This is a genomic window from Mycolicibacterium tokaiense, assembly GCF_010725885.1.
Taxonomy (GTDB): domain Bacteria; phylum Actinomycetota; class Actinomycetes; order Mycobacteriales; family Mycobacteriaceae; genus Mycobacterium; species Mycobacterium tokaiense.
Window position 1 is genome coordinate 2666781 of sequence record NZ_AP022600.1, and the last position, 18287, is coordinate 2685067.

20 protein-coding genes and 1 riboswitch are annotated in these 18287 nt (G+C 69.3%); of the genes, 10 read left to right on the plus strand and 10 right to left on the minus strand.

Annotated elements, in window-relative coordinates; genetic code table 11:
• Positions 1 to 33 precede the first annotated feature (33 nt).
• The 3 genes from moaC to G6N58_RS12905 are packed head-to-tail and all read left to right on the plus strand — an operon-like array spanning position 34 to position 1360.
• Positions 34 to 459: a cyclic pyranopterin monophosphate synthase MoaC gene (moaC, locus tag G6N58_RS12895; RefSeq protein ID WP_115281549.1), complete on the plus strand. Its 426-nt coding sequence runs from the start codon at positions 34 to 36 to the stop codon at positions 457 to 459.
• Positions 456 to 935 (plus strand): MogA/MoaB family molybdenum cofactor biosynthesis protein, encoded by a 480-nt coding sequence (locus tag G6N58_RS12900; protein WP_068915059.1) that lies wholly within the window; start codon positions 456 to 458, stop codon positions 933 to 935. Before moaC ends, G6N58_RS12900 begins: the two co-directional genes overlap by 4 nt.
• Positions 932 to 1360 carry a molybdenum cofactor biosynthesis protein MoaE gene (locus tag G6N58_RS12905; protein ID WP_068915060.1) on the plus strand — a complete coding sequence of 143 codons (429 nt, stop codon included), beginning with the start codon at positions 932 to 934 and terminating at the stop codon, positions 1358 to 1360. Before G6N58_RS12900 ends, G6N58_RS12905 begins: the two co-directional genes overlap by 4 nt.
• 136 nt (positions 1361 to 1496) lie before the next feature.
• On the opposite strand, the gene G6N58_RS12910 is transcribed toward G6N58_RS12905, so the two are convergent.
• From G6N58_RS12910 to G6N58_RS12925, 4 genes are all read right to left on the minus strand, one after another.
• The gene (locus tag G6N58_RS12910) at positions 1497 to 2672 is read right to left on the minus strand and encodes a transglycosylase family protein (protein WP_115278425.1); all 1176 of its coding nucleotides are present in this window, start codon (positions 2670 to 2672) and stop codon (positions 1497 to 1499) included.
• 9 nt (positions 2673 to 2681) lie between these two features.
• Positions 2682 to 2863: riboswitch (cyclic di-AMP (ydaO/yuaA leader) on the minus strand.
• Between the two features lie 250 nt (positions 2864 to 3113).
• Positions 3114 to 3356 carry a MoaD/ThiS family protein gene (locus G6N58_RS12915; protein ID WP_068919524.1) on the minus strand — a complete coding sequence of 81 codons (243 nt, stop codon included), beginning with the start codon at positions 3354 to 3356 and terminating at the stop codon, positions 3114 to 3116.
• 1 nt (position 3357) lies between these two features.
• Positions 3358 to 4410 carry a GTP 3',8-cyclase MoaA gene (gene moaA, locus G6N58_RS12920; protein WP_068915062.1) on the minus strand — a complete coding sequence of 351 codons (1053 nt, stop codon included), beginning with the start codon at positions 4408 to 4410 and terminating at the stop codon, positions 3358 to 3360.
• Positions 4407 to 4811 carry a YccF domain-containing protein gene (locus tag G6N58_RS12925; RefSeq protein WP_115278424.1) on the minus strand — a complete coding sequence of 135 codons (405 nt, stop codon included), beginning with the start codon at positions 4809 to 4811 and terminating at the stop codon, positions 4407 to 4409. The genes moaA and G6N58_RS12925 overlap by 4 nt, the downstream gene beginning before the upstream one ends.
• A gap of 141 nt (positions 4812 to 4952) precedes the next feature.
• On the opposite strand from G6N58_RS12925, the gene G6N58_RS12930 reads away from it, so the two are divergent.
• The 4 genes from G6N58_RS12930 (at position 4953) to G6N58_RS12945 (ending at position 7911) form a co-directional block, all read left to right on the plus strand.
• Positions 4953 to 5366 carry a cold-shock protein gene (locus G6N58_RS12930; RefSeq protein ID WP_068915064.1) on the plus strand — a complete coding sequence of 138 codons (414 nt, stop codon included), beginning with the start codon at positions 4953 to 4955 and terminating at the stop codon, positions 5364 to 5366.
• Positions 5367 to 5395: 29 nt separating this feature from the next.
• Positions 5396 to 6400: a glutathione S-transferase family protein gene (locus G6N58_RS12935; protein WP_115278423.1), complete on the plus strand. Its 1005-nt coding sequence runs from the start codon at positions 5396 to 5398 to the stop codon at positions 6398 to 6400.
• A gap of 81 nt (positions 6401 to 6481) precedes the next feature.
• Positions 6482 to 6910 carry a hypothetical protein gene (locus tag G6N58_RS12940; protein WP_115278422.1) on the plus strand — a complete coding sequence of 143 codons (429 nt, stop codon included), beginning with the start codon at positions 6482 to 6484 and terminating at the stop codon, positions 6908 to 6910.
• A 5-nt stretch (positions 6911 to 6915) separates the two neighbouring features.
• On the plus strand, positions 6916 to 7911 hold the full coding sequence (locus tag G6N58_RS12945; RefSeq protein WP_163908145.1) for a DDE-type integrase/transposase/recombinase: 996 nt from the start codon (positions 6916 to 6918) through the stop codon (positions 7909 to 7911).
• 33 nt (positions 7912 to 7944) lie between these two features.
• Here the strand turns inward: G6N58_RS12945 and G6N58_RS12950 are convergent, their stop codons facing one another.
• From G6N58_RS12950 to G6N58_RS12960, 3 genes are all read right to left on the minus strand, one after another.
• Positions 7945 to 10272: an esterase-like activity of phytase family protein gene (locus tag G6N58_RS12950; protein ID WP_115278420.1), complete on the minus strand. Its 2328-nt coding sequence runs from the start codon at positions 10270 to 10272 to the stop codon at positions 7945 to 7947.
• A 75-nt stretch (positions 10273 to 10347) separates the two neighbouring features.
• On the minus strand, positions 10348 to 12459 hold the full coding sequence (locus G6N58_RS12955; protein WP_115278419.1) for a xanthine dehydrogenase family protein molybdopterin-binding subunit: 2112 nt from the start codon (positions 12457 to 12459) through the stop codon (positions 10348 to 10350).
• Entirely contained in the window at positions 12456 to 12944 is a 489-nt protein-coding gene (locus G6N58_RS12960) for a (2Fe-2S)-binding protein (protein WP_068915068.1), read from the minus strand. Before G6N58_RS12960 ends, G6N58_RS12955 begins: the two co-directional genes overlap by 4 nt.
• A 94-nt stretch (positions 12945 to 13038) precedes the next feature.
• Here G6N58_RS12960 and G6N58_RS12965 point away from each other — a divergent pair, with 94 nt between their 5' ends.
• Positions 13039 to 13809, plus strand: coding sequence for a deoxyribonuclease IV (locus G6N58_RS12965; RefSeq protein ID WP_068915069.1), 771 nt, complete (start codon positions 13039 to 13041; stop codon positions 13807 to 13809).
• Here the strand turns inward: G6N58_RS12965 and G6N58_RS12970 are convergent.
• Entirely contained in the window at positions 13806 to 14345 is a 540-nt protein-coding gene (locus G6N58_RS12970; RefSeq protein WP_115278418.1) for a TetR/AcrR family transcriptional regulator, read from the minus strand. The two genes, G6N58_RS12965 and G6N58_RS12970, sit on opposite strands and share 4 nt — an antisense overlap.
• 79 nt (positions 14346 to 14424) lie before the next feature.
• Here G6N58_RS12970 and G6N58_RS12975 point away from each other — a divergent pair, with 79 nt between their 5' ends.
• Positions 14425 to 15195, plus strand: coding sequence for an SDR family NAD(P)-dependent oxidoreductase (locus G6N58_RS12975; RefSeq protein WP_115281548.1), 771 nt, complete (start codon positions 14425 to 14427; stop codon positions 15193 to 15195).
• Positions 15196 to 15217: 22 nt separating this feature from the next.
• On the opposite strand, the gene G6N58_RS12980 is transcribed toward G6N58_RS12975, so the two are convergent.
• Positions 15218 to 15712, minus strand: coding sequence for a DUF2771 domain-containing protein (locus tag G6N58_RS12980; protein ID WP_115278417.1), 495 nt, complete (start codon positions 15710 to 15712; stop codon positions 15218 to 15220).
• Positions 15709 to 17283: an MFS transporter gene (locus tag G6N58_RS12985; protein WP_163908147.1), complete on the minus strand. Its 1575-nt coding sequence runs from the start codon at positions 17281 to 17283 to the stop codon at positions 15709 to 15711. Before G6N58_RS12985 ends, G6N58_RS12980 begins: the two co-directional genes overlap by 4 nt.
• 178 nt (positions 17284 to 17461) lie before the next feature.
• Here G6N58_RS12985 and G6N58_RS12990 point away from each other — a divergent pair, with 178 nt between their 5' ends.
• The gene (locus tag G6N58_RS12990) at positions 17462 to 18274 is read left to right on the plus strand and encodes a DUF3027 domain-containing protein (protein WP_068915074.1); all 813 of its coding nucleotides are present in this window, start codon (positions 17462 to 17464) and stop codon (positions 18272 to 18274) included.
• Positions 18275 to 18287: the final 13 nt, after the last annotated feature.

The following is an 18287-nucleotide window of genomic DNA, read 5'->3' on the forward strand; positions in this document are numbered from 1 at the left end:
CTCTCGCACCTCGATGAGCGAGGTGCGGCACACATGGTCGACGTCTCGGACAAAGCGGCCACCAACCGCGTGGCGGTTGCGGCCGGGACCCTGCGCACCACCGCCGAGGTGGTCGGGCTGATCTCCTCGGGTGGGCTGCCCAAGGGCGACGCCCTGGCGACCGCCCGGGTGGCCGGCATCCTGGCCGCCAAACGCACCAGCGACCTCATCCCGCTGTGCCACCACCTGGCGCTCAGCGGCGTGGACATCGAGTTCGCGGTGGGCGCCGAGCAGATCGACATCACCGCCACGGTCAAGACCACCGACCGCACCGGCGTCGAGATGGAAGCACTGACTGCGGTCAGCGTGGCCGCGTTGACGGTCTACGACATGATCAAGGCGGTCGATCCCGCGGGCAGCATCCACGATGTCCGGGTGCTGAGCAAGACCGGCGGCCGCACCGGAACCTGGACCCGGTGACGCGCACCGCGGCGGTGGTGATCGCCTCGACGCGGGCGGCCAGTGGGGTCTACGACGACCGGACCGGCCCCCTGATCTCGGATTGGCTGCTGCAGCAAGGCTTTTCGGTGCCCGGCGTGCAGGTGGTGCCCGACGGTGATCCGGTGGGCGCCGCCCTGCGCGCTGCGGTGGCTGCGGGTGCCGATCTGGTGATCACCTCCGGCGGCACCGGCATCTCTCCCACTGACGCCACTCCCGCCCAGACGCTGGCGGTGCTGGACTACGAGATCCCGGGACTGGCGGACGCCATCCGGCGCTCGGGGCTGCCCAAGGTACCCACCTCGGTGCTCTCCCGCGGCGTCTGCGGCGTGGCGGGCCGGACGTTGATCGTGAACCTGCCGGGCTCGCCGGGCGGGGTGCGCGACGGTCTCGGCGTGCTGGCCGACGTGGTGCACCATGCGCTGGATCAGCTTGCGGGGAAGGACCATTCACGATGACGGTCAAGGTGGTGCGTGCGGCGCTGACCGAGACGCCGATCTCCCTGACCGAACACGAGCAGCTGGTGGCCCACGAGGCCGCGGGCGCGGTGGTGGGGTTCGCCGGAGTGGTCCGGGACCACGATGGCGGCCGCGGGGTGTTGCGGCTGGAGTACTCGGCACATCCCAGTGCGGGCCAGACCATGGCCGAGGTGCTCGACGAGATCGCCGGTTCGGCCGCCGGTGTGCGGGCCATCGCAGCCAGCCACCGGGTGGGGCCACTGGCCATCGGCGACGCGGCCCTGGTGGTGGCGGTGGCCGCCGATCACCGCAAGGCGGCCTTCGACACCTGCGCCCGGTTGGTGGACGTCATCAAGGAGCGCTTGCCGGTCTGGAAGCACCAGTTCTTCGGCGATGGCACCGATGAATGGGTCAACAGCGCCTGACGACCGGTGCGGGCGAGGGACGAGCCCGCTGAGGAGTGGGCCGTTCAACAGCGCCTAGATACACGTCGAGACTGCAGCCAGTGCGGGATTCCGTGAGGAAATCGCGCGCTGGGTGCAGTCTCGACGTTGTCGGTACTCAGGCCGGCGGCGGCACCGGAGCGGCCGGGTCCACCGGCAGCGGAGCCGGGGGAGCCGGAACCGGGGCTCCCGGAGGCGGCGGGGCAGCGGCCGGAGCCGGACCCGAGGTCAGCGGACGCTGCGCCAGGGCGAACAGCATGTCGCCGCCGCTGATCTCCTGCGTCTGGACCGCGTGCCACAGTTCCTTGAGGTAGGTGACGTTCGCAGTGTCCTGCGGGCCGACGGGAACCTCGGTGGCGCCCGGGGGCAGGTTCTCGGGGCTGGGCAGGTGCGGGGTCTGCGCCGGGGGCGCGGCCACCACATCGGCACCCGGAGCCGGGGCCGGAGCGGCCAGAGGCGCCGCCGGCGGCGGAACAGGGGCCAGTGGATCCGGAGCCGGGGCAGCCAGCGGGGCCGGTGCCGGAGCGGGCGGCAACGGGGCCGGTGCGGGCGGCGGAGGCAGCGGTGCAGGCTCCGCGGGTGCCGGGATCGGCGCCTGCGGCAGCGGAGCGTCCAGCGACCAGGTCTGCGGTGCAGCGGCCGGGTCGGCGAAGGTCCAATCGGCGGCCGGGGCAGGAGCGGCCAACGAGGCGTCGACCACCACAGCCGGGTCGGCTGGCGGCGCGGGTGCCGGAGCCGGGGGCAGGGCCTCGGGGGCGGGCGCAGGCGCGAAGGCCACCGGGGCCACCTCGGGGGCGGGGGGCAGCGGAGCCGGGGCGGGCGGCGGGAAGCCGGGCACCGGCGGCGGAGGGGGCAGCGGAGCGCCATTGAGGCCCGCGGCGTCCAGGGGCGCGTTCAGCGGGGCGGGGTCGGCGACCACGTTGCGGGGGGTGGCTCCGGAGAGTCCACGTCCACAGGTGGGCCAGGCGCCCTTGCCCTGGGTGGCGAGCACACGCTCAGCCACGGCGATCTGCTCTTCCTTGGTGGCCAGGTGCGCGGCCGGGGCGAATTCGCCGCCGCCGTGACCGGACCAGGTGCTGGGAGCGAACTGCAGACCGCCCTGGTAGCCGTTGCCGGTGTTGATGGCCCAGTTGCCACCGGATTCACAGCTGGCGACGGTGTCCCACTCGTTGTCGGGGGCAGCGGTGGCCTGTCCGGCGAGGGCGATGCCGGTTCCACCGAGCACAGCGCCGGTGAAGGCGACTTTCGCTACCTGGGTGGCCGATGTAGTGGGCTTGCGGTGCCGTCCACTCATAGGTCGATGACGTCCTCTCTGTAGCGCCTGCGAGGTCAGCTGTCGGGTTCGGGCTGGAGAGGTTGCCCGGCCGATCCCGGTTCCGTTCAGAACCGCTCTCGGCTTCACCCCAAGGAACCGCGTGCGGTTCCAGGTCCTCGGTGGACCGGTGGGTCCCCCGCCTCCATCCAGTGGTTTGTCGGATCCCGCCTCACATGGATGGAGCTAGGCGCTACGAGGGGGATGGGCCTGTCGCTGGGTAGATCTCGGCTGGCCTGGGAGTGAACGGTAATGCCTTCAAACGTGTGCGTCACCTTTGGGCTGTCCAGGCGTTTTGCGGCTGGGCAAACCTTAAGAAGGCTCTAAAACGCCACGACAAAAAAGCGTTTTCCCAGGTCCGATGGGCCAGGTATTCCCTTGTAGCCAGCTCGTTATCGGATTGTTATGTGATGTAAATCACGCTCAGCCGCCGGCGAACGGGGGTAAGACGTCGACGGTCTGTCCCGATTCGATCACGGTTGCGACATCGCGGATCGCGATGCTGTCACAGAGGTATGAACATCGCTGCAGCACCCGGTCCAGCTCGCCGGAGCGCAGCCGCAGGATCTCCACCAGCTGGGCCACCGTGGTGCCCGTCGCCACCGTCAGCGTCTCCTGCTCGGTTCCCGCCGCGGCGCGCGCCGCGGCGAAGTACCGCACCGTCACCTCACCCACCGATGGCACTCATCGGCCGGTCCGGCTGCACGAAGCCGGGGTCGTTGATGCCGTGCCCGGCCGCCTTGCTCCACATGGCCGCCCGCCAGGCGGCCTCGATGGCGTCATCGTCGGCGCCACCACGCAGCAGCGCGCGCAGATCCGTCTCGCTGGTGGCGAACAGACAGTTGCGGACCTGCCCGTCGGCGGTCAGGCGGCTGCGGTCACACGCCGCGCAGAAGGCCTGTGAGACCGACGCGATGACGCCCACGGTGGCGGGGCCGCCGTCGACCTGCCACAGTTCGGCCGGCGCGGACCCGCGTGGCCGCGGATCGGGGGCAAGGGTGAAGTGGCCGCGCAGGATCGTCAGGATCTCGGCTGCGGTCAGTACCTCACCGCGCTTCCACTGATGCCCGGCATCCAGCGGCATCTGCTCGATGATCCGCAGCTGGTAGCCGTGCTCCAGGCAGAACCGCAGCAGCGGGACCACGTCGTCACGCCCGGTCACCGCATCCAGCACCGCGTTGACCTTGATCGGGCCCAGGCCGGCCGCCTTGGCAGCGGCCAGCCCGGCCAGCACATCGTCGAGGCGGTCGCGGCGCGTGATGGCGGCGAAGTGTGCGGCGTCGACGCTGTCGAGGGACACGTTGACCCGGTTCAAACCCGCCTTCGCCAGACCCGCCGCGCGCCGGTGCAGGCCCAGCCCGTTGGTCGTCATGGCCATCTCGGGTCGCGGGGTCAGCGCGGCCGTCGCCGACACCACCTCTTCGAGCTGTTTCATCAGCAGCGGCTCACCGCCGGTGAAACGCACGGTGGTGATGCCCAGCCGGGTCACGGCGATCCGCAGCAGCCGGATCAGCTCCTGGGAGGTCAACACCTGGGTCTGCGGCATCCAGTCCAGCCCCTCGGCGGGCATGCAATAGGTACAGCGCAGGTTGCAGCGGTCGGTCAACGACACCCGCAGATCGGTGGCGATGCGGCCGAAGGTGTCGATCAGCGGGCCGTCGGCCGGGGCGGGGGTGGATACCCGGGACACCGAGGGCAGGCCCAGAGGGGTCACCGTCACCGCAGCGCCCCCACGCCCCCGCGGACGTCGTCGACCGGGACGATCTCTTTGCCGAGCGGCATCAGCGACACCGGGATCAGCTTGAGGTTGGCCAGCGCCAGCGGGATGCCGATCACCGTGATCGCCATGGCGACCGCGGTGATGATGTGGCCGATGGCCAGCCAGATGCCGGCGACGATGATCCAGATGACGTTGCCGACCACCGCCCCGGGGCGGGTGCCGGGTTTGTCCACGATGGTCCGCCCGAACGGCCACAGTGCGTAGGACGCAATCCGCAGGGAGGCGAACCCGAACGGAATGGTGATGATCAGGACAAAACAGATCAACGCGGCCAGCAGGTATCCCAGCGCCAGCCAGAGGCCGCCGAAGATCAGCCAGATCACGTTCAATATCAGGCGCATCGCTCCTCCAAGGGTTCTCCCAGCCTACCGAGTAACACGGATGCTGGACGGGTCGGCCGCCGAGTAGGATCTGCTGTCATTGCGTCCTGCACACGCGGGACGCTTCCTTGTGTAACCAAGACTCGACAGCAGGTGAGACCAGTGCCGACCGGCAAGGTGAAGTGGTACGACGCCGAAAAGGGCTTCGGCTTCCTCTCCCAGGAGGAAGGGGAGGACGTCTATGTGCGCTCCTCCGCGCTGCCTGCGGGCGTAGAAGGTCTCAAGGCCGGCCAGAAGGTCGAGTTCGGGGTGGCCGCCGGCCGCCGCGGACCGCAGGCGCTCCAGGTCAAGCTGCTGGAGGCACCGCCGAGCCTGTCCCGGACGCGGCGTGAGGCCGCCGGACCTGCCGAGCACAAGCACACTCCCGACGAGCTGCACGGCATGGTGAACGATCTGATCACCCTGCTGGAAGGCACCGTCCAGCCGGAATTGCGCAAGGGCAAGTACCCCGACCGCAAGGTGGCCCGTCGGGTCTCCGAAGTGGTCAAGGCCGTGGCGCGCGAACTCGACGCGTAAACGCGCGCCCGGTCGGGCAATCTAGGCGCATGGCTTACGTCGCCCAGGGCAGCGAGTTCAACCGGGACACCGACTACATCACGACGCGGATCACCGCCGACGGCCGTGATGGCTATCCGGTGGAGCCGGACAGGTACCGGCTCATCGTGGCGCGGGCCTGCCCGTGGGCGAACCGGATGATCATCGTGCGCCGGCTCCTGGGGCTCGAGGACGTGATGTCGATCGGTTTCTGCGGGCCCACGCACGACGAGCGCAGCTGGACCTTCGATCTGGACCCCGGCGGCGTCGACCCGGTGCTGAAGATCCCGCGGCTGCAGGACGCGTACTTCGCCCGGTTCCCGGACTACCCGAAGGGCATCACCGTGCCCGCCATCGTGGAGATCGCGACGGGTCAGGTGGTCACCAACGACTTTGCGCAGATGACGCTGGATCTGTCCACCGAGTGGACGCAGTACCACCGCGAGGGAGCGCCGCAGTTGTATCCCGAGGAACTGCGCGACGAGATCGACGTGGTGGCCAAGCGGATCTACACCGAGGTGAACAACGGGGTGTACCGGTGCGGTTTCGCCGGCTCGCAGGACGCCTACGATGCCGCCTACGACCGACTGTTCAACACGCTGGACTGGCTCTCCGATCGGCTGGAGGCGCAGCGATATCTGGTGGGCGACACCATCACCGAGGCCGACGTCCGGCTGTTCACCACCCTGGCCCGCTTCGACCCGGTGTATCACGGTCACTTCAAGTGCAACCGCAGCAAGCTCGCCGAGATGCCGGTGCTGTGGGCGTATGCGCGAGACCTGTTCCAGACGCCCGGGTTCGGCGACACATGCGACTTCGTGCAGATCAAGCAGCACTACTACATGGTGCACACCGACATCAATCCGACCAAGGTGGTGCCGAAGGGTCCGGAGCTGGCCAACTGGCTCACCCCGCATGGACGGGAATCGTTGGGCGGCAGGCCGTTCGGCGACGGCACGCCGCCGGGGACCACGCCGCCGGGTGAACAGGTGCCGTTGGGTCACGGGGCCCAGTAGCGATTTCGGCGCGCTGGCAACCGCTGACCCTCTTTGCCAGGCTGGTTGTGAGTCAGTTCGCAACCAGTTCCGGGAGGGGATGTGTCGATCAGTGCAGGTTTCACGCCGACGGAGATTCGCGAGTTGGTCGTGGAGTATCAGTTGGTGCCGCATGGGCAGAAGGGGCCGTGGCTGGCTGCTTTGGGAGTGTCGAATCGCCAGTTCAGGCGGTGGCAGTCGGCGGTGTTTGACGGTGACCTCGACCTGATTCCGCGAGAGGGTAGCCCTATGACGGTTCCCCCGGCTCAACGCAGGGCGTTGGCCAAGGCAGAAGACGCCAAGCAGGCTCGTGATGAGGCCGAACTCGCGCGTCTGCAGGCGCGGGTCCGCGAACTCGAGGCGACCAATGAAGCGTTGGGAAAAGCTATCGGGCTCTTGCACGAGAGGAACGCGCACGAGCCCGACGCCACCCCGACCACGATCGATCTCGACGATTCTTCGACCTCGAGAACGGACTCGTCGCCGAGCTGACGAGCGTGATCGGATCCCAGCGGCGGGCGCTGGCGCTGATCGCGCTGTCGCGATCGACGTGGCACTACCGATCGCATCCGCGTTCACCGGTGCCCGATCCGACCCCACACAGGGATCGGGCCTACCCCACGCGCATCGGCGCGCTCGACCGAGCGGCGATCGAAGCCGACATCATCGCCGGGTGGGTTGCCGGACTGTCGGTAGACCAGTCTTTCGCCACGAGGTGGGACGCGGGCGTGCTGCTGGCCTCGCGGCGGTCGTGGTGGCGCATCGCGGCGGCGATCGTCGATCAGAGTGCACGCCCGAGCGCGCCGACCCGCGCGAAGAACACCGCGCCGCGGGCGGCGCCGGTCTTGAAAGCAACCGGACCGCAACAGATCTGGAGTTGGGACATCACCGATCTGCGCAGCCCGTGGCGGGGTGTGGCGTTCAAGGCGTACTCGATCATCGATATCTACTCCCGCAAGATCGTCGGATGGCGCGTCGAGGAACGCGAATGCGACGACCTCGCGGTAGAGATGTTCGAGACCGCATTCGGCGGCCACGGGCTACCCGCAGTCGTGCACGCCGATTCCGGGCCGGCGATGCGGTCAACCGTCCTGGCCGATCTGCTTGCCGGCGCCGGTGTCGGCCGGACCCACAACCGGCCTCACGTCAGCAACGACAACCCGTACTCGGAGTCGGAATTGCGCACCATGAAGTACCGGCCCAACTTCCCTGGCGTCTTCGACGACCTCGAAACCGCTCGGGCCTGGGGGGACACCTACGTGCGCTGGTACAACCAGCACCACCGCCACAGCGGCATCGCCCTGTTCACTCCCGAGCAGGTGCATACCGGCGCATGGTCGCGGCAATGGGATCGCCGCGAGCACGCCCTACAGAACTACTACAACGCCCACCCCGAAAGGTTCCGGGCACGCCCGCACACCAAGGCACCCAGCCCCGTCGTCGGCATCAACCTCCCCGCCGAGAACGGACCCGACCGACTCCACGCAGCTTGACAACGCCCGTGACCGGTTATCAGCGCGCCGAAATCACTGGGTGACGGGGCCGAGGTTCAGGAAGACGGTCTCTCCGTTGGCGTCGTCGAGGCCGTCGTTGTCGGTGACCACATAGAGATTGCCGTTGCCGCCGACGGTCATGCCCTCGACCTTCTCCTGCACCCAGCCCTTGGGAGCCCGCAGGTCGGGCAACAGGTCACGCTGCAGCGTCTTGGTCAGCATGGGCGGTGCCTGCTCGGCCGAGGTGGAACCGGCCTCGTCGGGCAGTGACACCCGGTAGATCGCCTTGACGGCGGCATCGGGACCGTTGCGCTTGTCGCGTTCCAGGACCAGAAGTGCGCCGTCGTGCACGGCCACCTCGGACAACCCGATCCAATCACCCTCGGCGTCAGTGCTTTCCAGCGGGTAGCCGAACCACTCCCACTCACTGCTGGCGGGCGTGTAGCGACCCAGCCTGGCCGTGCCGGGTGGGTCGGACTTCAGCTCGCGCTGCACTGCCACCCAAACGGCGTCACCGTCGACGGCCACACCCTCGAGGCCCTGTGAACCCAATGCCGCGGCGATGTCTGCGGGCAGTGCGATGCGCTCTTCGATGGCGCCGTCGGCGGACACCCGGATCAGCTCGTTGCCCGGGCCTTCCTCTCCTTCAACGGCCAGGTAGAAGCCCCCGTCGGGTCGCGCGGCGACACCTTCGACGTCCACTGTGACGGCCTCGCCGTTCTCGGTGACGGGTAGCGCGCTGTCGATCAGAGCCGGGCTCTGCGAAACATCGACTCCCAGAACGCGAGTGGGACCGTAGGCATTGTCGGTGGCGGTGAAGAGCCGGTTCTCGTCGGAGGGGTCGGCGCTCAGAGCGCCCAGCGCGCCCCACGGGATCGGCGCACCGTCCACATCGCCGGAGACGATCGACGGGAACGCCACACTGTCGGCGGCGAACGCGTCACCGTAGCCATAGATGCTCACCGACGCGCGCACCTGCGCCTCGGCGTCGTCGGTCTCCGAGGAGATCACCAGCAGGTCGCGCCCGGGAATCGGCAGAATGCCCTCCGGACCCGGGGTGGTGGGCAGGATCTGACGGAACACCGGCGCCGTGACGTCGGAAACGTCGTACACCGCAACGAAGTTGCTGCGCTCGGATGCCACCAGTGCCACCGGCGTGCCGTCGAGTTCAGTGATCGCCAGGCCTTCGGGCTCGGGACCCTTTGCTTCGGAACGTCCTTCGATGTGCATGCCGGTGCGCACTGCCAGTTGCGAGAAGGAGTTGCCGGCATCCCAGACCACGTCCCCGGTGGCGGCGTCGAAGACGGTCCACCCGCGGGTGCCGCCCTTCCAGTCACCCTCGTTGGCAGTGGCCAGGTGGTCGTCACCGATCCAGCCGATGGCGTCGGGTTCGCGCGGCAGGTCGGCGATGGAACCGCTCTGGTCGATGGTGCCGTCTTCGGCGGTGTCGATCCCATCCACCGACTGTGTTCCGGCACTGAAGATGTTGATCACCTCGCCGGTGCGGCCGTCGATGACTGCGACGCCGTTGTTCTCCTGCAGCGTGACCGCGATCTGGCCGCGGGAGTTGATGGTGACGTACTCCGGTTCGAGATCCTCGGGGGTGTCCAAACCGGCGGAGCGGGCAGCTTCGACATCGAAGTCGACCCGGCGCAGCTGCCACGCGTCCGGCGCGCCGCCCAGATCGAGTATCTGCACGAAGCCCGTCGGCGGCTGGGGCAGGTCACCCTCCTCGCCGCCCTGCGGGGTGAACTCCTCGTCGCGCTGATTCTCCATGGCGATGGCGGCGAACCCGCCATCGGCAGCCAGGGCGATCGAATCGGGCTGGCCCTGCAGATCGATGCTGCGCACCCGGCTGCGGTCGCTGATCCGCACGACGTCCAGGCGACCACCGGGGTTCGCGAAATCTCCTCCGCTGGTGTCGATCACGACGAGAACGAACTCGCCGGCGGCGATCACCGAGGTGGGCTGGTCGTCGGCGTCCCCGAGCTCGGTCAGCGACAAGGTGCCGAGTCCTTTCGGTGCCGCAGGATCGGTGATGTCGACGAAGCCGATGCGCTTGGCGGGGGCGTCGGTGTAAATGAGGGTGTTGCCGTCCTCGCTGACCGTCGAGATCTCGGCGACGGTCTCGGTCTCGACGGGCTCGCCCTCCGGCCGGTTCAGGTACACCGGGTAGGTCGCCTGCCGGTGGTAGCGCTGCGCTGCGGGGATGTCGAAGTCGATGGGGGAGGTGGCGCGCGGGGTCTCCGGCGCAGCGGTGGGGTCGCCTGCTTCCGGCTCGGGTGACGACGACGAGCACGCCGCGGTCAGCAGCGTGACGGTGACAACGGCGGCTACTTGTCGCGGCGAGGACACGTTCATGGGGCACGAGCATCCCGGGCCGAGGTGCGCTCAGGGAACGGGTGGGTGAACGTCAGGGGACCCGGAGGTGACCAGCTAGATTGCGGCGGTGTTGATGGCCGCGACGATGTTCTCCTGGGTGAACGGCAGCGTGTGTACCCGTATCCCGAGGGCGTCGGCCAGGGCGTTGCCGATGGCGGCCGTGACGGGTCCCTGCGTCGCCTCCCCGGCGCCGAGTGACGGCTGATCCGGGCGGTCGATCACGTGCACGTCCACCCGGGGCACGTCGGAGAACCGCGCGATCGGATAGGCCTCCCAGTCGGTGCTGGTGATGCCGTTGCGGTCGAAGCGGACCTGCTCGAGCAGCGTCCAGCTGGTGGCCTGGATGGCGCCGCCCTCGATCTGGTTGCGCACCCCGTCGGCGTTGACCACCCGCCCGACATCCACGGCGATGGTCAACCGACGGACGCGCAGCCGGTCGGTGGCTTCCACATCGGCCACCACCGCACAGTAGGAGCTGCGATTCTTGTACCGGCAGAACGCGATTCCGCGACCATGCCCGTCGGGCACCGGGGTGCCCCAGCCGGCCTGGGCGGCGGCCGTGGTGAGCACATCCCTGGCGCGGGGGTCCGACAGGTTGGCCAGTCGCAGCTCCAGCGGGTCGCGCCCGGTCTCGCGGGCCAGGTCGTCGAGGACGGATTCCAGGGCGAAGGTGTTGAGCTGGCTGCCCAGTGACCGCAGCGACGAGGTACGGATGGGCATGGTCAGCAGGCGGTGCACCGTGACATCCACCCGCGCGATGTCGTAGTACGGTTCGGCGTTGCGGGCCGAGCCGTGGCCCCGCGCCGCCGGTGGGTCGACCGACGGGGGCAGGGCATCGGCGCCGTCGCGGTGGGCGTCGGCCAGCAGGCTGTGGCGCGGTGTGTACCCCGGCCGGGCGGTGTGGCCGTTGGTCCACAGTTGGTAGGACAGATCGGTGATGATCCCGGATTCGTCGACGCTGGCCGCCAGATCGCCGACCATGGCGGGACCGTAGGGCTCCCAGGCGAATTCGTCACCGCGGCTCCACTGCACCCGGACGTGGCGCCCAGGAACCTGCAGGGCCAGCAGGGCTGCGTCCATGGCCACGTCGTCGGCGGAGTTGTGGCCGTAGCTGCCCGGTCCTTCCACGTGCTGCACCACCACGTCGGCGGTGTCCAGCCCCACGGCCGCGGCGATGGCCTGCCCCAGGGTGAAGACACCCTGGCTGTAGCTCCAGATGAACAGACGGCCACGGTCGAGAACTGCGATGGCGCAGCCGGGGCCGATCGATGCGTGCGCCAGGAACGGCCGGAAAAAGGTGCCGCGCACCGTCACCGGGCCGTTGTGGCGGGCACCGTCGGCGCGCACCTGACTGGTCTCGGCGGGGGCCGACCGCAGCCACCGGGACAGCTCGTCGCCGTCGGGCAGTTCGATGCCGGGCGACCAGGTGGCCGCCGCGGACAGAGCCTCGGCGGCGCGGGTGGCCTGCCCCTCGCGGCGGGCCAGGACGGCGAGGAGATCACCGTCGCGCACCACCTTCTCCACCCCGGGCATCATCGAGACACTCTCGGCAGCAATCACTTCGAGGTGGGCACCCGGTCGGGGCGGACGCACCACCCGGGCGTGCAGCATGCCGTCGAACTCCAGGTCGTGCAGGAAGCGCGGTCGACCGAACACCTTGTCGGGAAGATCAACTCGCGGCAGGTCCTTGGCGGTGGCCGGCGCGAACTCGACCGGCAGGGACTCGTCGCCGACCTCGACGTCCAGATCGACGGCAGCGGCGAGCTCTGCGTAGGAGCCGATGCGGGTGCCGTCGGCAGTGACGAAGACGCCGGAGGACAGCCGCACTGCGGTGACGTCCAGCCCCGCTGTCTTGGCTGCGGCGCGGCGGAACAGCTCCCGGGCTTCCGCGCAGACCCGGCGGACCGCCGCGCCGGAGAAGGTGATCGACAGGCTGCCCGCGGTGAGTCCCTCATCCGGCGACGACGCGGTGTTGGTGGCGCCGGCGGTCACCGACTCCGGTGCGACGTCGAGTTCGTGAGCGGCGATCTGAGTCAGGGCAGTCGTGATCCCCTGTCCCAGTTCCACTTTGCCGACCCGCAGCGCGACGGTGCCGTCCCCGGCGATGGTCAGCCACGTCGAGATCAGCCGGTTGGTGACCAGGGAGGCGGGCAGGTCGGTGGTCATCGGCCCGCCGCCGAGTTGGCCGCCGCCAGCACCGCGTCGACGAAACGCTGGTGGGTCCCGCACCGGCACAGGTTGCGGTCCAGCGCGGCGCAGACCTCCTCGCGGGTGGGGCGGGGGTTGTCGCGCAGCAACGCGACGGCGCTGACGATCATGCCCGCGACGCAGTAGCCGCACTGTCCGGCCTGCAGTTCCAGGAATGCTGCCTGGACGGGATGGGGTGCATCCGGGGTGCCGACGCCGGCGAGGGTCTGCACCGGTCCGTGGACGTAATCGACGGGGGTGTCGCACGCCGGCGTGGGATGGCCGTCGATCAGCACAAAACACGCCCCGCACTGCCCCAGCCCGCACCCGAACTTCGGTGACTTGTCGCCGATGTCGTTGCGCAGCACCTCGAGTAGCGAGGTGCCCGCCGGGACGTCGACGTCGTGGTCGCGGCCGTTGACGGTCAGCCGGAACGAGGCCAGATCGGCATCGGGTGCGCTCATGGGTGTGTCACTCCCTCGTGAGGCCGGGGCGAACTGCAATCGTTTGCAGCCTACAACACGAATCGCTGTCACCGCCGCGGATTAGGCTGACCGCATGGCTCTGTTAGGCGCACACGTCGATTCGGCTGACCCTTTGAGCGCGGCCCAGGCCATCGGCGCCGAGGCCGTGCAGTTCTTCATGGGCGACCCGCAGGGCTGGAAGAAGCCGCCGCCGCACCCGCACGCCGAGGCGCTGCGCGACAGCGACGTCACGATCTACATCCATGCGCCGTATCTGATCAACGTGGCCAGTACGAACAACAAGATCCGCATCCCCAGCCGCAAGATGTTGCTGCAGCACGCCGAGGCCGCCGCAGGCATCGGCGCCAAGGGCCTGATCGTGCACGGCGGCCACGTCACCGCCAAGGATGATCCCGCCGTCGGTATCGAGAACTGGCGCAAGGCGTTCGAGCGGCAGGAGGAGGCCGGCGGATTCCCCCTGCCCATCCTGATCGAGAACACCGCGGGCGGCGAGAACGCGATGGCCCGCAAGTTCGACCGGCTGGCCATGCTGTGGGACGCGGTGGGCCAGTACGAGCCCGGGTTTGTACTCGACACCTGCCATGCCTGGGCCGGGGGCGAAGAGCTGGATCACATCGTCGACCGGGTGAAGGCGATCACCGGCCGCATCGACCTGATCCACGCCAACAACTCCCGCGACGGGTTCGACTCCGGTGCCGACCGGCACGCCAACTTCGATGCGGGCACGTTCGACTCGCAGGTCATCGCCGACATCTGCCGCGCCGCGGGCAGTGACGTCATCATCGAGACCCCCGGCGAGGGCATCGCGGCGGACCTGGAGTACCTGCGGACGCGCGCCCGTTAAGGGCGAAGCCCGTCGAATACCACTCGCAGCAGCATCCGAGCCTGCGGACCGCCCGCATCGACGCCGTTGTTACGCACCGAATGTGCCAGCCCGCACATCAACATCAGCACCGCCGATGCGTCGATCCCCTCCTTGAGTGCACCCGCGGCCCGGGTGTGGTCGAGTACCTGGGCCAGGCGTTCGAGAAGTTCCTGCTGACGGGCTGCGGTCTGTTCCAGGGCGGGCTGCGGGCGTGAGGTCACGGCCTCGAACACCGGGTCCTGCGCCAGCAGCGTGAAGACTGCGGTGAGCGCGCGCTCCAGATGGTCAGGGCCGGTGCTGTCCAAGATCTCTGCGAGGTCGTCGAACCGGTCCCAGACCAGTGTTTCCTCCAGTTCCGACGTGGTGGCGAAGTGTCGGTAGACGGTGCCGACTCCGACCTCGGCGGCGCGGGCAACGGCATTGAGCGCCAACGGTTCGCCGTTGCCGGCGAGGCTGCGTGCGGCATCGAGGATCCGGGCGTGGTTGCGTGCCGCGTCGCTCCGCAATGGGGCCATTCGACCACTCTAATCGGAATATCGATCCGAACGGATTAGTTATCCGTTTAAGCTGACAGTGCCGCCGAAAGGAATCATCATGACCGAGAAGTCCCGCCCCGTCGCCGTCGTCACCGGAGCCAGCTCCGGCATCGGCGAGCACTATGCCCGCCGATACGCACGTGAGGGTTTCGACCTCGTTCTCGTCGCCCGCTCCGGCCAGGTACTCGAATCGCTGGCTGCCGAGCTGACCGGGCGCCACAATGTCCACGTCGACGTCCACCCTGCCGACCTCAGCGACAGCACCGACGTGGCAAAGCTCGTGGATCTGTTGACCTTCGGCCTGGCCCGGCTGGACCACCTGGTCAACAACGCCGGCGTCTCTCCGGAGGGCGACCTGGCGGACAGCGATGCGGGTGCGTTACAGCAGATGATCGAGGTGAACATCACGGCGCTCACATTGCTGACCCGGGCAGCCGTCATTCGCATGCGGGCAGCAGGCAGCGGGACCATCATCAACGTCGCCAGCCTGGCCGCGTACCAGGCGATGCCCCACCTGGCGGCGTACGGGGCATCAAAGGCCTATGTGCTGGCGTTCACCGAGGCGGTGTCGGAGGAGAACCGGCGCCATGGACTGCGGATCCTCGCGGTGTCACCGGGAGATACCGACACCCCGATGAACACGACTCCGACCGATCGCAAACGGTCGCCGGCGCAGGTCGTCGACACCACGTGGGCAGCACTGGCCGGTTCGGCACCGTCGGTGGTGGACGGTCGGAGGAATGCCGCGGCGGCCCTCGTGGCGACCCGGGTGCTGCCCAAGCGCCTCGGTCTGCGGGTGGCCGAGAAGATGATGCGGCACAAGGTCTGAGCGCGGGGCGCGCGCCGGGAGGTCACTCCCAGACGAAGCGGATGGACCACTCGGCGTGCGGGACCTCGCGGATCTCGTCGCTGCCGTCGGTCACCAGCGTCAGCAGCTGCACCGCCAGCCCGGTGGCGCGGCCGCGCTGCGGATCAACTGTCGGGATGGTTGCCGACAACCGGCTGTCGGGGCGGAATGTGCTGATGGTGGTGTTGTCGGCGTCCTCGTAGACCACCACCAGCCGCCACGGCGCCGCGGCGATGGCCTCGGGCACCGCCAGCTGGACGCGGTTGCGTTCGGTGACCCGCAGCTCGCCCTGGCTCTGCGGCGTCGCGCAGTCGTTGAGGTCCAGCACGTTGCAGTACAGGAACGGCCCCACCCGGGTCAGCTGCCCGCCGGTGAACGCGCTGATCTCCGGCAGTCCGTGGCCGCCTTCATCGCGCACCAGTGCCCACGCCGCCGTGCCGGCACCCGCCGACGCGAGCACCACAGCCGCGGCGGTGGCCGCCGCGATCGTCCGTTTCACTTCCAGGTCACCACCGTGTGATCCACCGTCTCCTGTTCGACCATCACCGGCCGGTTGCCACCGAAGCCGGGGATCAGCGAGTTGCCGCGGAAACTGACGATGGTCTGGGCCAGCAGCGGGATCAGCAGGGCAGTGATCGCGGTGAACCCTACCCACAGCTCGGTGTGGACCAGCACCCCGATGGCCCCGCCGAAGACCCAGGCCAGCTGCAGCACCGATTCCGACCGGCCGAACGCCGAGGCCCGCGATTCTTCGGGCAGATCGTCCTGCAGCGACGCGTCCAGCGACGCCTTGGCGATGGCGCTGGCGCCGGAGGTGATCAGCGCGGCCACGGCCACCACCGGCAGCGATCCGGCGATGGCGGCGGCCAGCGCGGCTGCGGAGACCGCGATGGTGCACCGGACCACCAGCACCGAGGGCCGGCCGAGTTTGAGCCGCGCGGCGGTGAAGTTGCCGGCGAAGTTGCCGATGCCGGCCGCGGCGCCGATGAGGCCCAGCATCGCCAGCTGTTCCAGACCGCTGGCGTCATGCGATTTCGCCACGAACGCCGGATACAGGAACAGGAATCCGACCATGGCCTTGATGGTGCAGTTGCCCCACAGCGAGGTGATGATGTTGCGGCCCAGAGGTTGCCTCAGCGCGCCGGTGGGGGCCTGGGCCCGCGGGGACGCACCACTGTGGTCGTGATAGCTCAACGTGGCGGGCACCTCGCCGGCGGTCTGCTCGACCCAGCTGGGGATCTGCATGGCCAGCCAGGCGCCGGCCAGGCTCACGCCCACCACCACGAACAGGGCTCCTGGCGCGCCGAGCAGCCGGGTGCAGGCGTACTCCACCCCGGCGGCGATCCCGCCTCCGATGATGGTGCCGCCCAGGAGCCCGAACATGGTGAGGCGGGAATTGACCCGCACCAGGTCGATGGTGGGTGGCATCACCCGGGGGGTGACGGCGCTGCGTAGTACCGAGAAGGATTTGGAGAGCACCATCATGCCCAAGGCGCAGGGGTACAGCACCCAGGAGGGGAAGCTGCCGGTGGCGCTGTCGTAGTTGGCGATCAACAGCAGCGCCAGCGCCGTGCGCGTGCCGAACGACAAGGCCAACGCCACCCGCCGGCCGTGCTGCAGTCGGTCGAGCGCGGGACCGATCAGGGGGGCGATGACGGCGAACGGGGCGATGGTGATCAGCAGGTACAGCGCCACCTTGCCCTTGCTCTCGCCGGAAGCGGCGGCGAAGAACAGGGTGTTGGCCAGCGCGACGGCCATGGCGGCGTCGACGGCGAAGTTGGCCACCGTCGGCCAGGTCAGTGCGGTGAGGCCGGACTTGTCCGCGCCGTCGGCGGTGGCGGCCCGGTGGACCAGCCCGTATACCGCCGAGCCCATCTCGCGGCTGCGCTGGCGCGCGGCCCGGGTGACGGTGATGCGGTCGGCCGGATCGGTGCGCCGTTGCGACTGATCGGCCGGCGGCGCTTCAGGAGCTTCCTCACCCAGCGGCGGCAGATAGCGGTTGGCGCTGGGCGTCGGCGCGGCGCGACGGGCCCGGCGGTAGGCCGGTTCGTCGCTCGGGTAGTTGGCCATCCCGGGATGCTCGTCGGGACCCGGGCGCCGTCGGCCATCCGCACCGGGGTCACGCCCCTGGTGCGGTCCGTCATGCCGCCGCTCTGACACAGGCTCGATTGTTCCTCATGGGTGTCCGTGTCACCGGATGGCTTACCGGTGTGGCTCCGGTGGGCTGGTTCGGGCACTATGAGTGGCGATGGACAGCATGACCGAAGCCACCGAGACCACGGAGACCACCCAGATCCCGGCCGACGACCAGCCGGCATCGGGGCCGCTGAGCGCGCTGCTCACCGGCGCCGTCGACCTCGCGCGGGCGGCGGTCCAGGAAGCCGGCGACGGCGCTGTCGGCGAATACCTCGGCGTCACGCACGAGGACCCCTCCTCGGCGACCCACCGTTTCCTGGCCGAGCTGCCGGGCTACCGCGGCTGGCAGTGGGCCGTGGTGGTGGCTGCCTACCCTGGCGCCGAGCACGCCACGATCAGCGAAGTGGTGCTGGTTCCGGGCCCGACGGCGTTGCTGGCGCCGCAGTGGGTGCCGTGGGACCAGCGGGTGCGTCCCGGTGATCTGAGCCCGGGTGATCTGCTGGCGCCGCCCGCGGATGACCCGCGGCTGGTGCCCGGGTTCCTGCTCAGCGGTGATCCCGCGATCGACGAGACCGCGGCGGAGATCGGGTTGGGCCGGCGCCAGGTGCTCGGTCAGTTCGGTCGAGACGACGCGGCCCAGCGCTGGCATGACGGCGACTTCGGACCGAACTCGGCGATGGCCCGGTCGACGAAGCGGGTGTGCCGCGACTGCGGCTTCTACCTGCCGTTGGCCGGGGCGCTGGGACCCATGTTCGGGGTGTGTGCCAACGAACTGGCGGCCGACGGGCACGTGGTCGACTGGTCCTACGGTTGCGGTGCGCATTCGGACACCCCGGCCCCCGCGGGCGCCGGGTCGCCGCAGTTCGATCCGTACGACGACGGCCAGATCGACATCGCGCAGAATCCGGCGCCGGCTCAGTCCTGACCGTCCGCAGCGT

Excerpts from the sequence above, each read along its gene's own strand:
- G6N58_RS12950 (WP_115278420.1), bottom strand. The coding sequence starts at position 10,272 with ATGAACGTGTCCTCGCCGCGACAAGTAGCCGCCGTTGTCACCGTCACG.
- G6N58_RS12985 (WP_163908147.1), bottom strand. The coding sequence starts at position 17,283 with ATGGCCAACTACCCGAGCGACGAACCGGCCTACCGCCGGGCCCGTCGC.
- G6N58_RS12990 (WP_068915074.1), top strand. The coding sequence starts at position 17,462 with ATGGACAGCATGACCGAAGCCACCGAGACCACGGAGACCACCCAGATC.
- G6N58_RS12955 (WP_115278419.1), bottom strand. The coding sequence starts at position 12,459 with ATGACCACCGACCTGCCCGCCTCCCTGGTCACCAACCGGCTGATCTCG.
- G6N58_RS12965 (WP_068915069.1), top strand. The coding sequence starts at position 13,039 with ATGGCTCTGTTAGGCGCACACGTCGATTCGGCTGACCCTTTGAGCGCG.
- G6N58_RS12910 (WP_115278425.1), bottom strand. The coding sequence starts at position 2,672 with ATGAGTGGACGGCACCGCAAGCCCACTACATCGGCCACCCAGGTAGCG.
- G6N58_RS12960 (WP_068915068.1), bottom strand. The coding sequence starts at position 12,944 with ATGAGCGCACCCGATGCCGATCTGGCCTCGTTCCGGCTGACCGTCAAC.
- G6N58_RS12975 (WP_115281548.1), top strand. The coding sequence starts at position 14,425 with ATGACCGAGAAGTCCCGCCCCGTCGCCGTCGTCACCGGAGCCAGCTCC.
- G6N58_RS12970 (WP_115278418.1), bottom strand. The coding sequence starts at position 14,345 with ATGGCCCCATTGCGGAGCGACGCGGCACGCAACCACGCCCGGATCCTC.
- moaC (WP_115281549.1), top strand. The coding sequence starts at position 34 with ATGGTCGACGTCTCGGACAAAGCGGCCACCAACCGCGTGGCGGTTGCG.
- G6N58_RS12905 (WP_068915060.1), top strand. The coding sequence starts at position 932 with ATGACGGTCAAGGTGGTGCGTGCGGCGCTGACCGAGACGCCGATCTCC.
- G6N58_RS12925 (WP_115278424.1), bottom strand. The coding sequence starts at position 4,811 with ATGCGCCTGATATTGAACGTGATCTGGCTGATCTTCGGCGGCCTCTGG.
- G6N58_RS12935 (WP_115278423.1), top strand. The coding sequence starts at position 5,396 with ATGGCTTACGTCGCCCAGGGCAGCGAGTTCAACCGGGACACCGACTAC.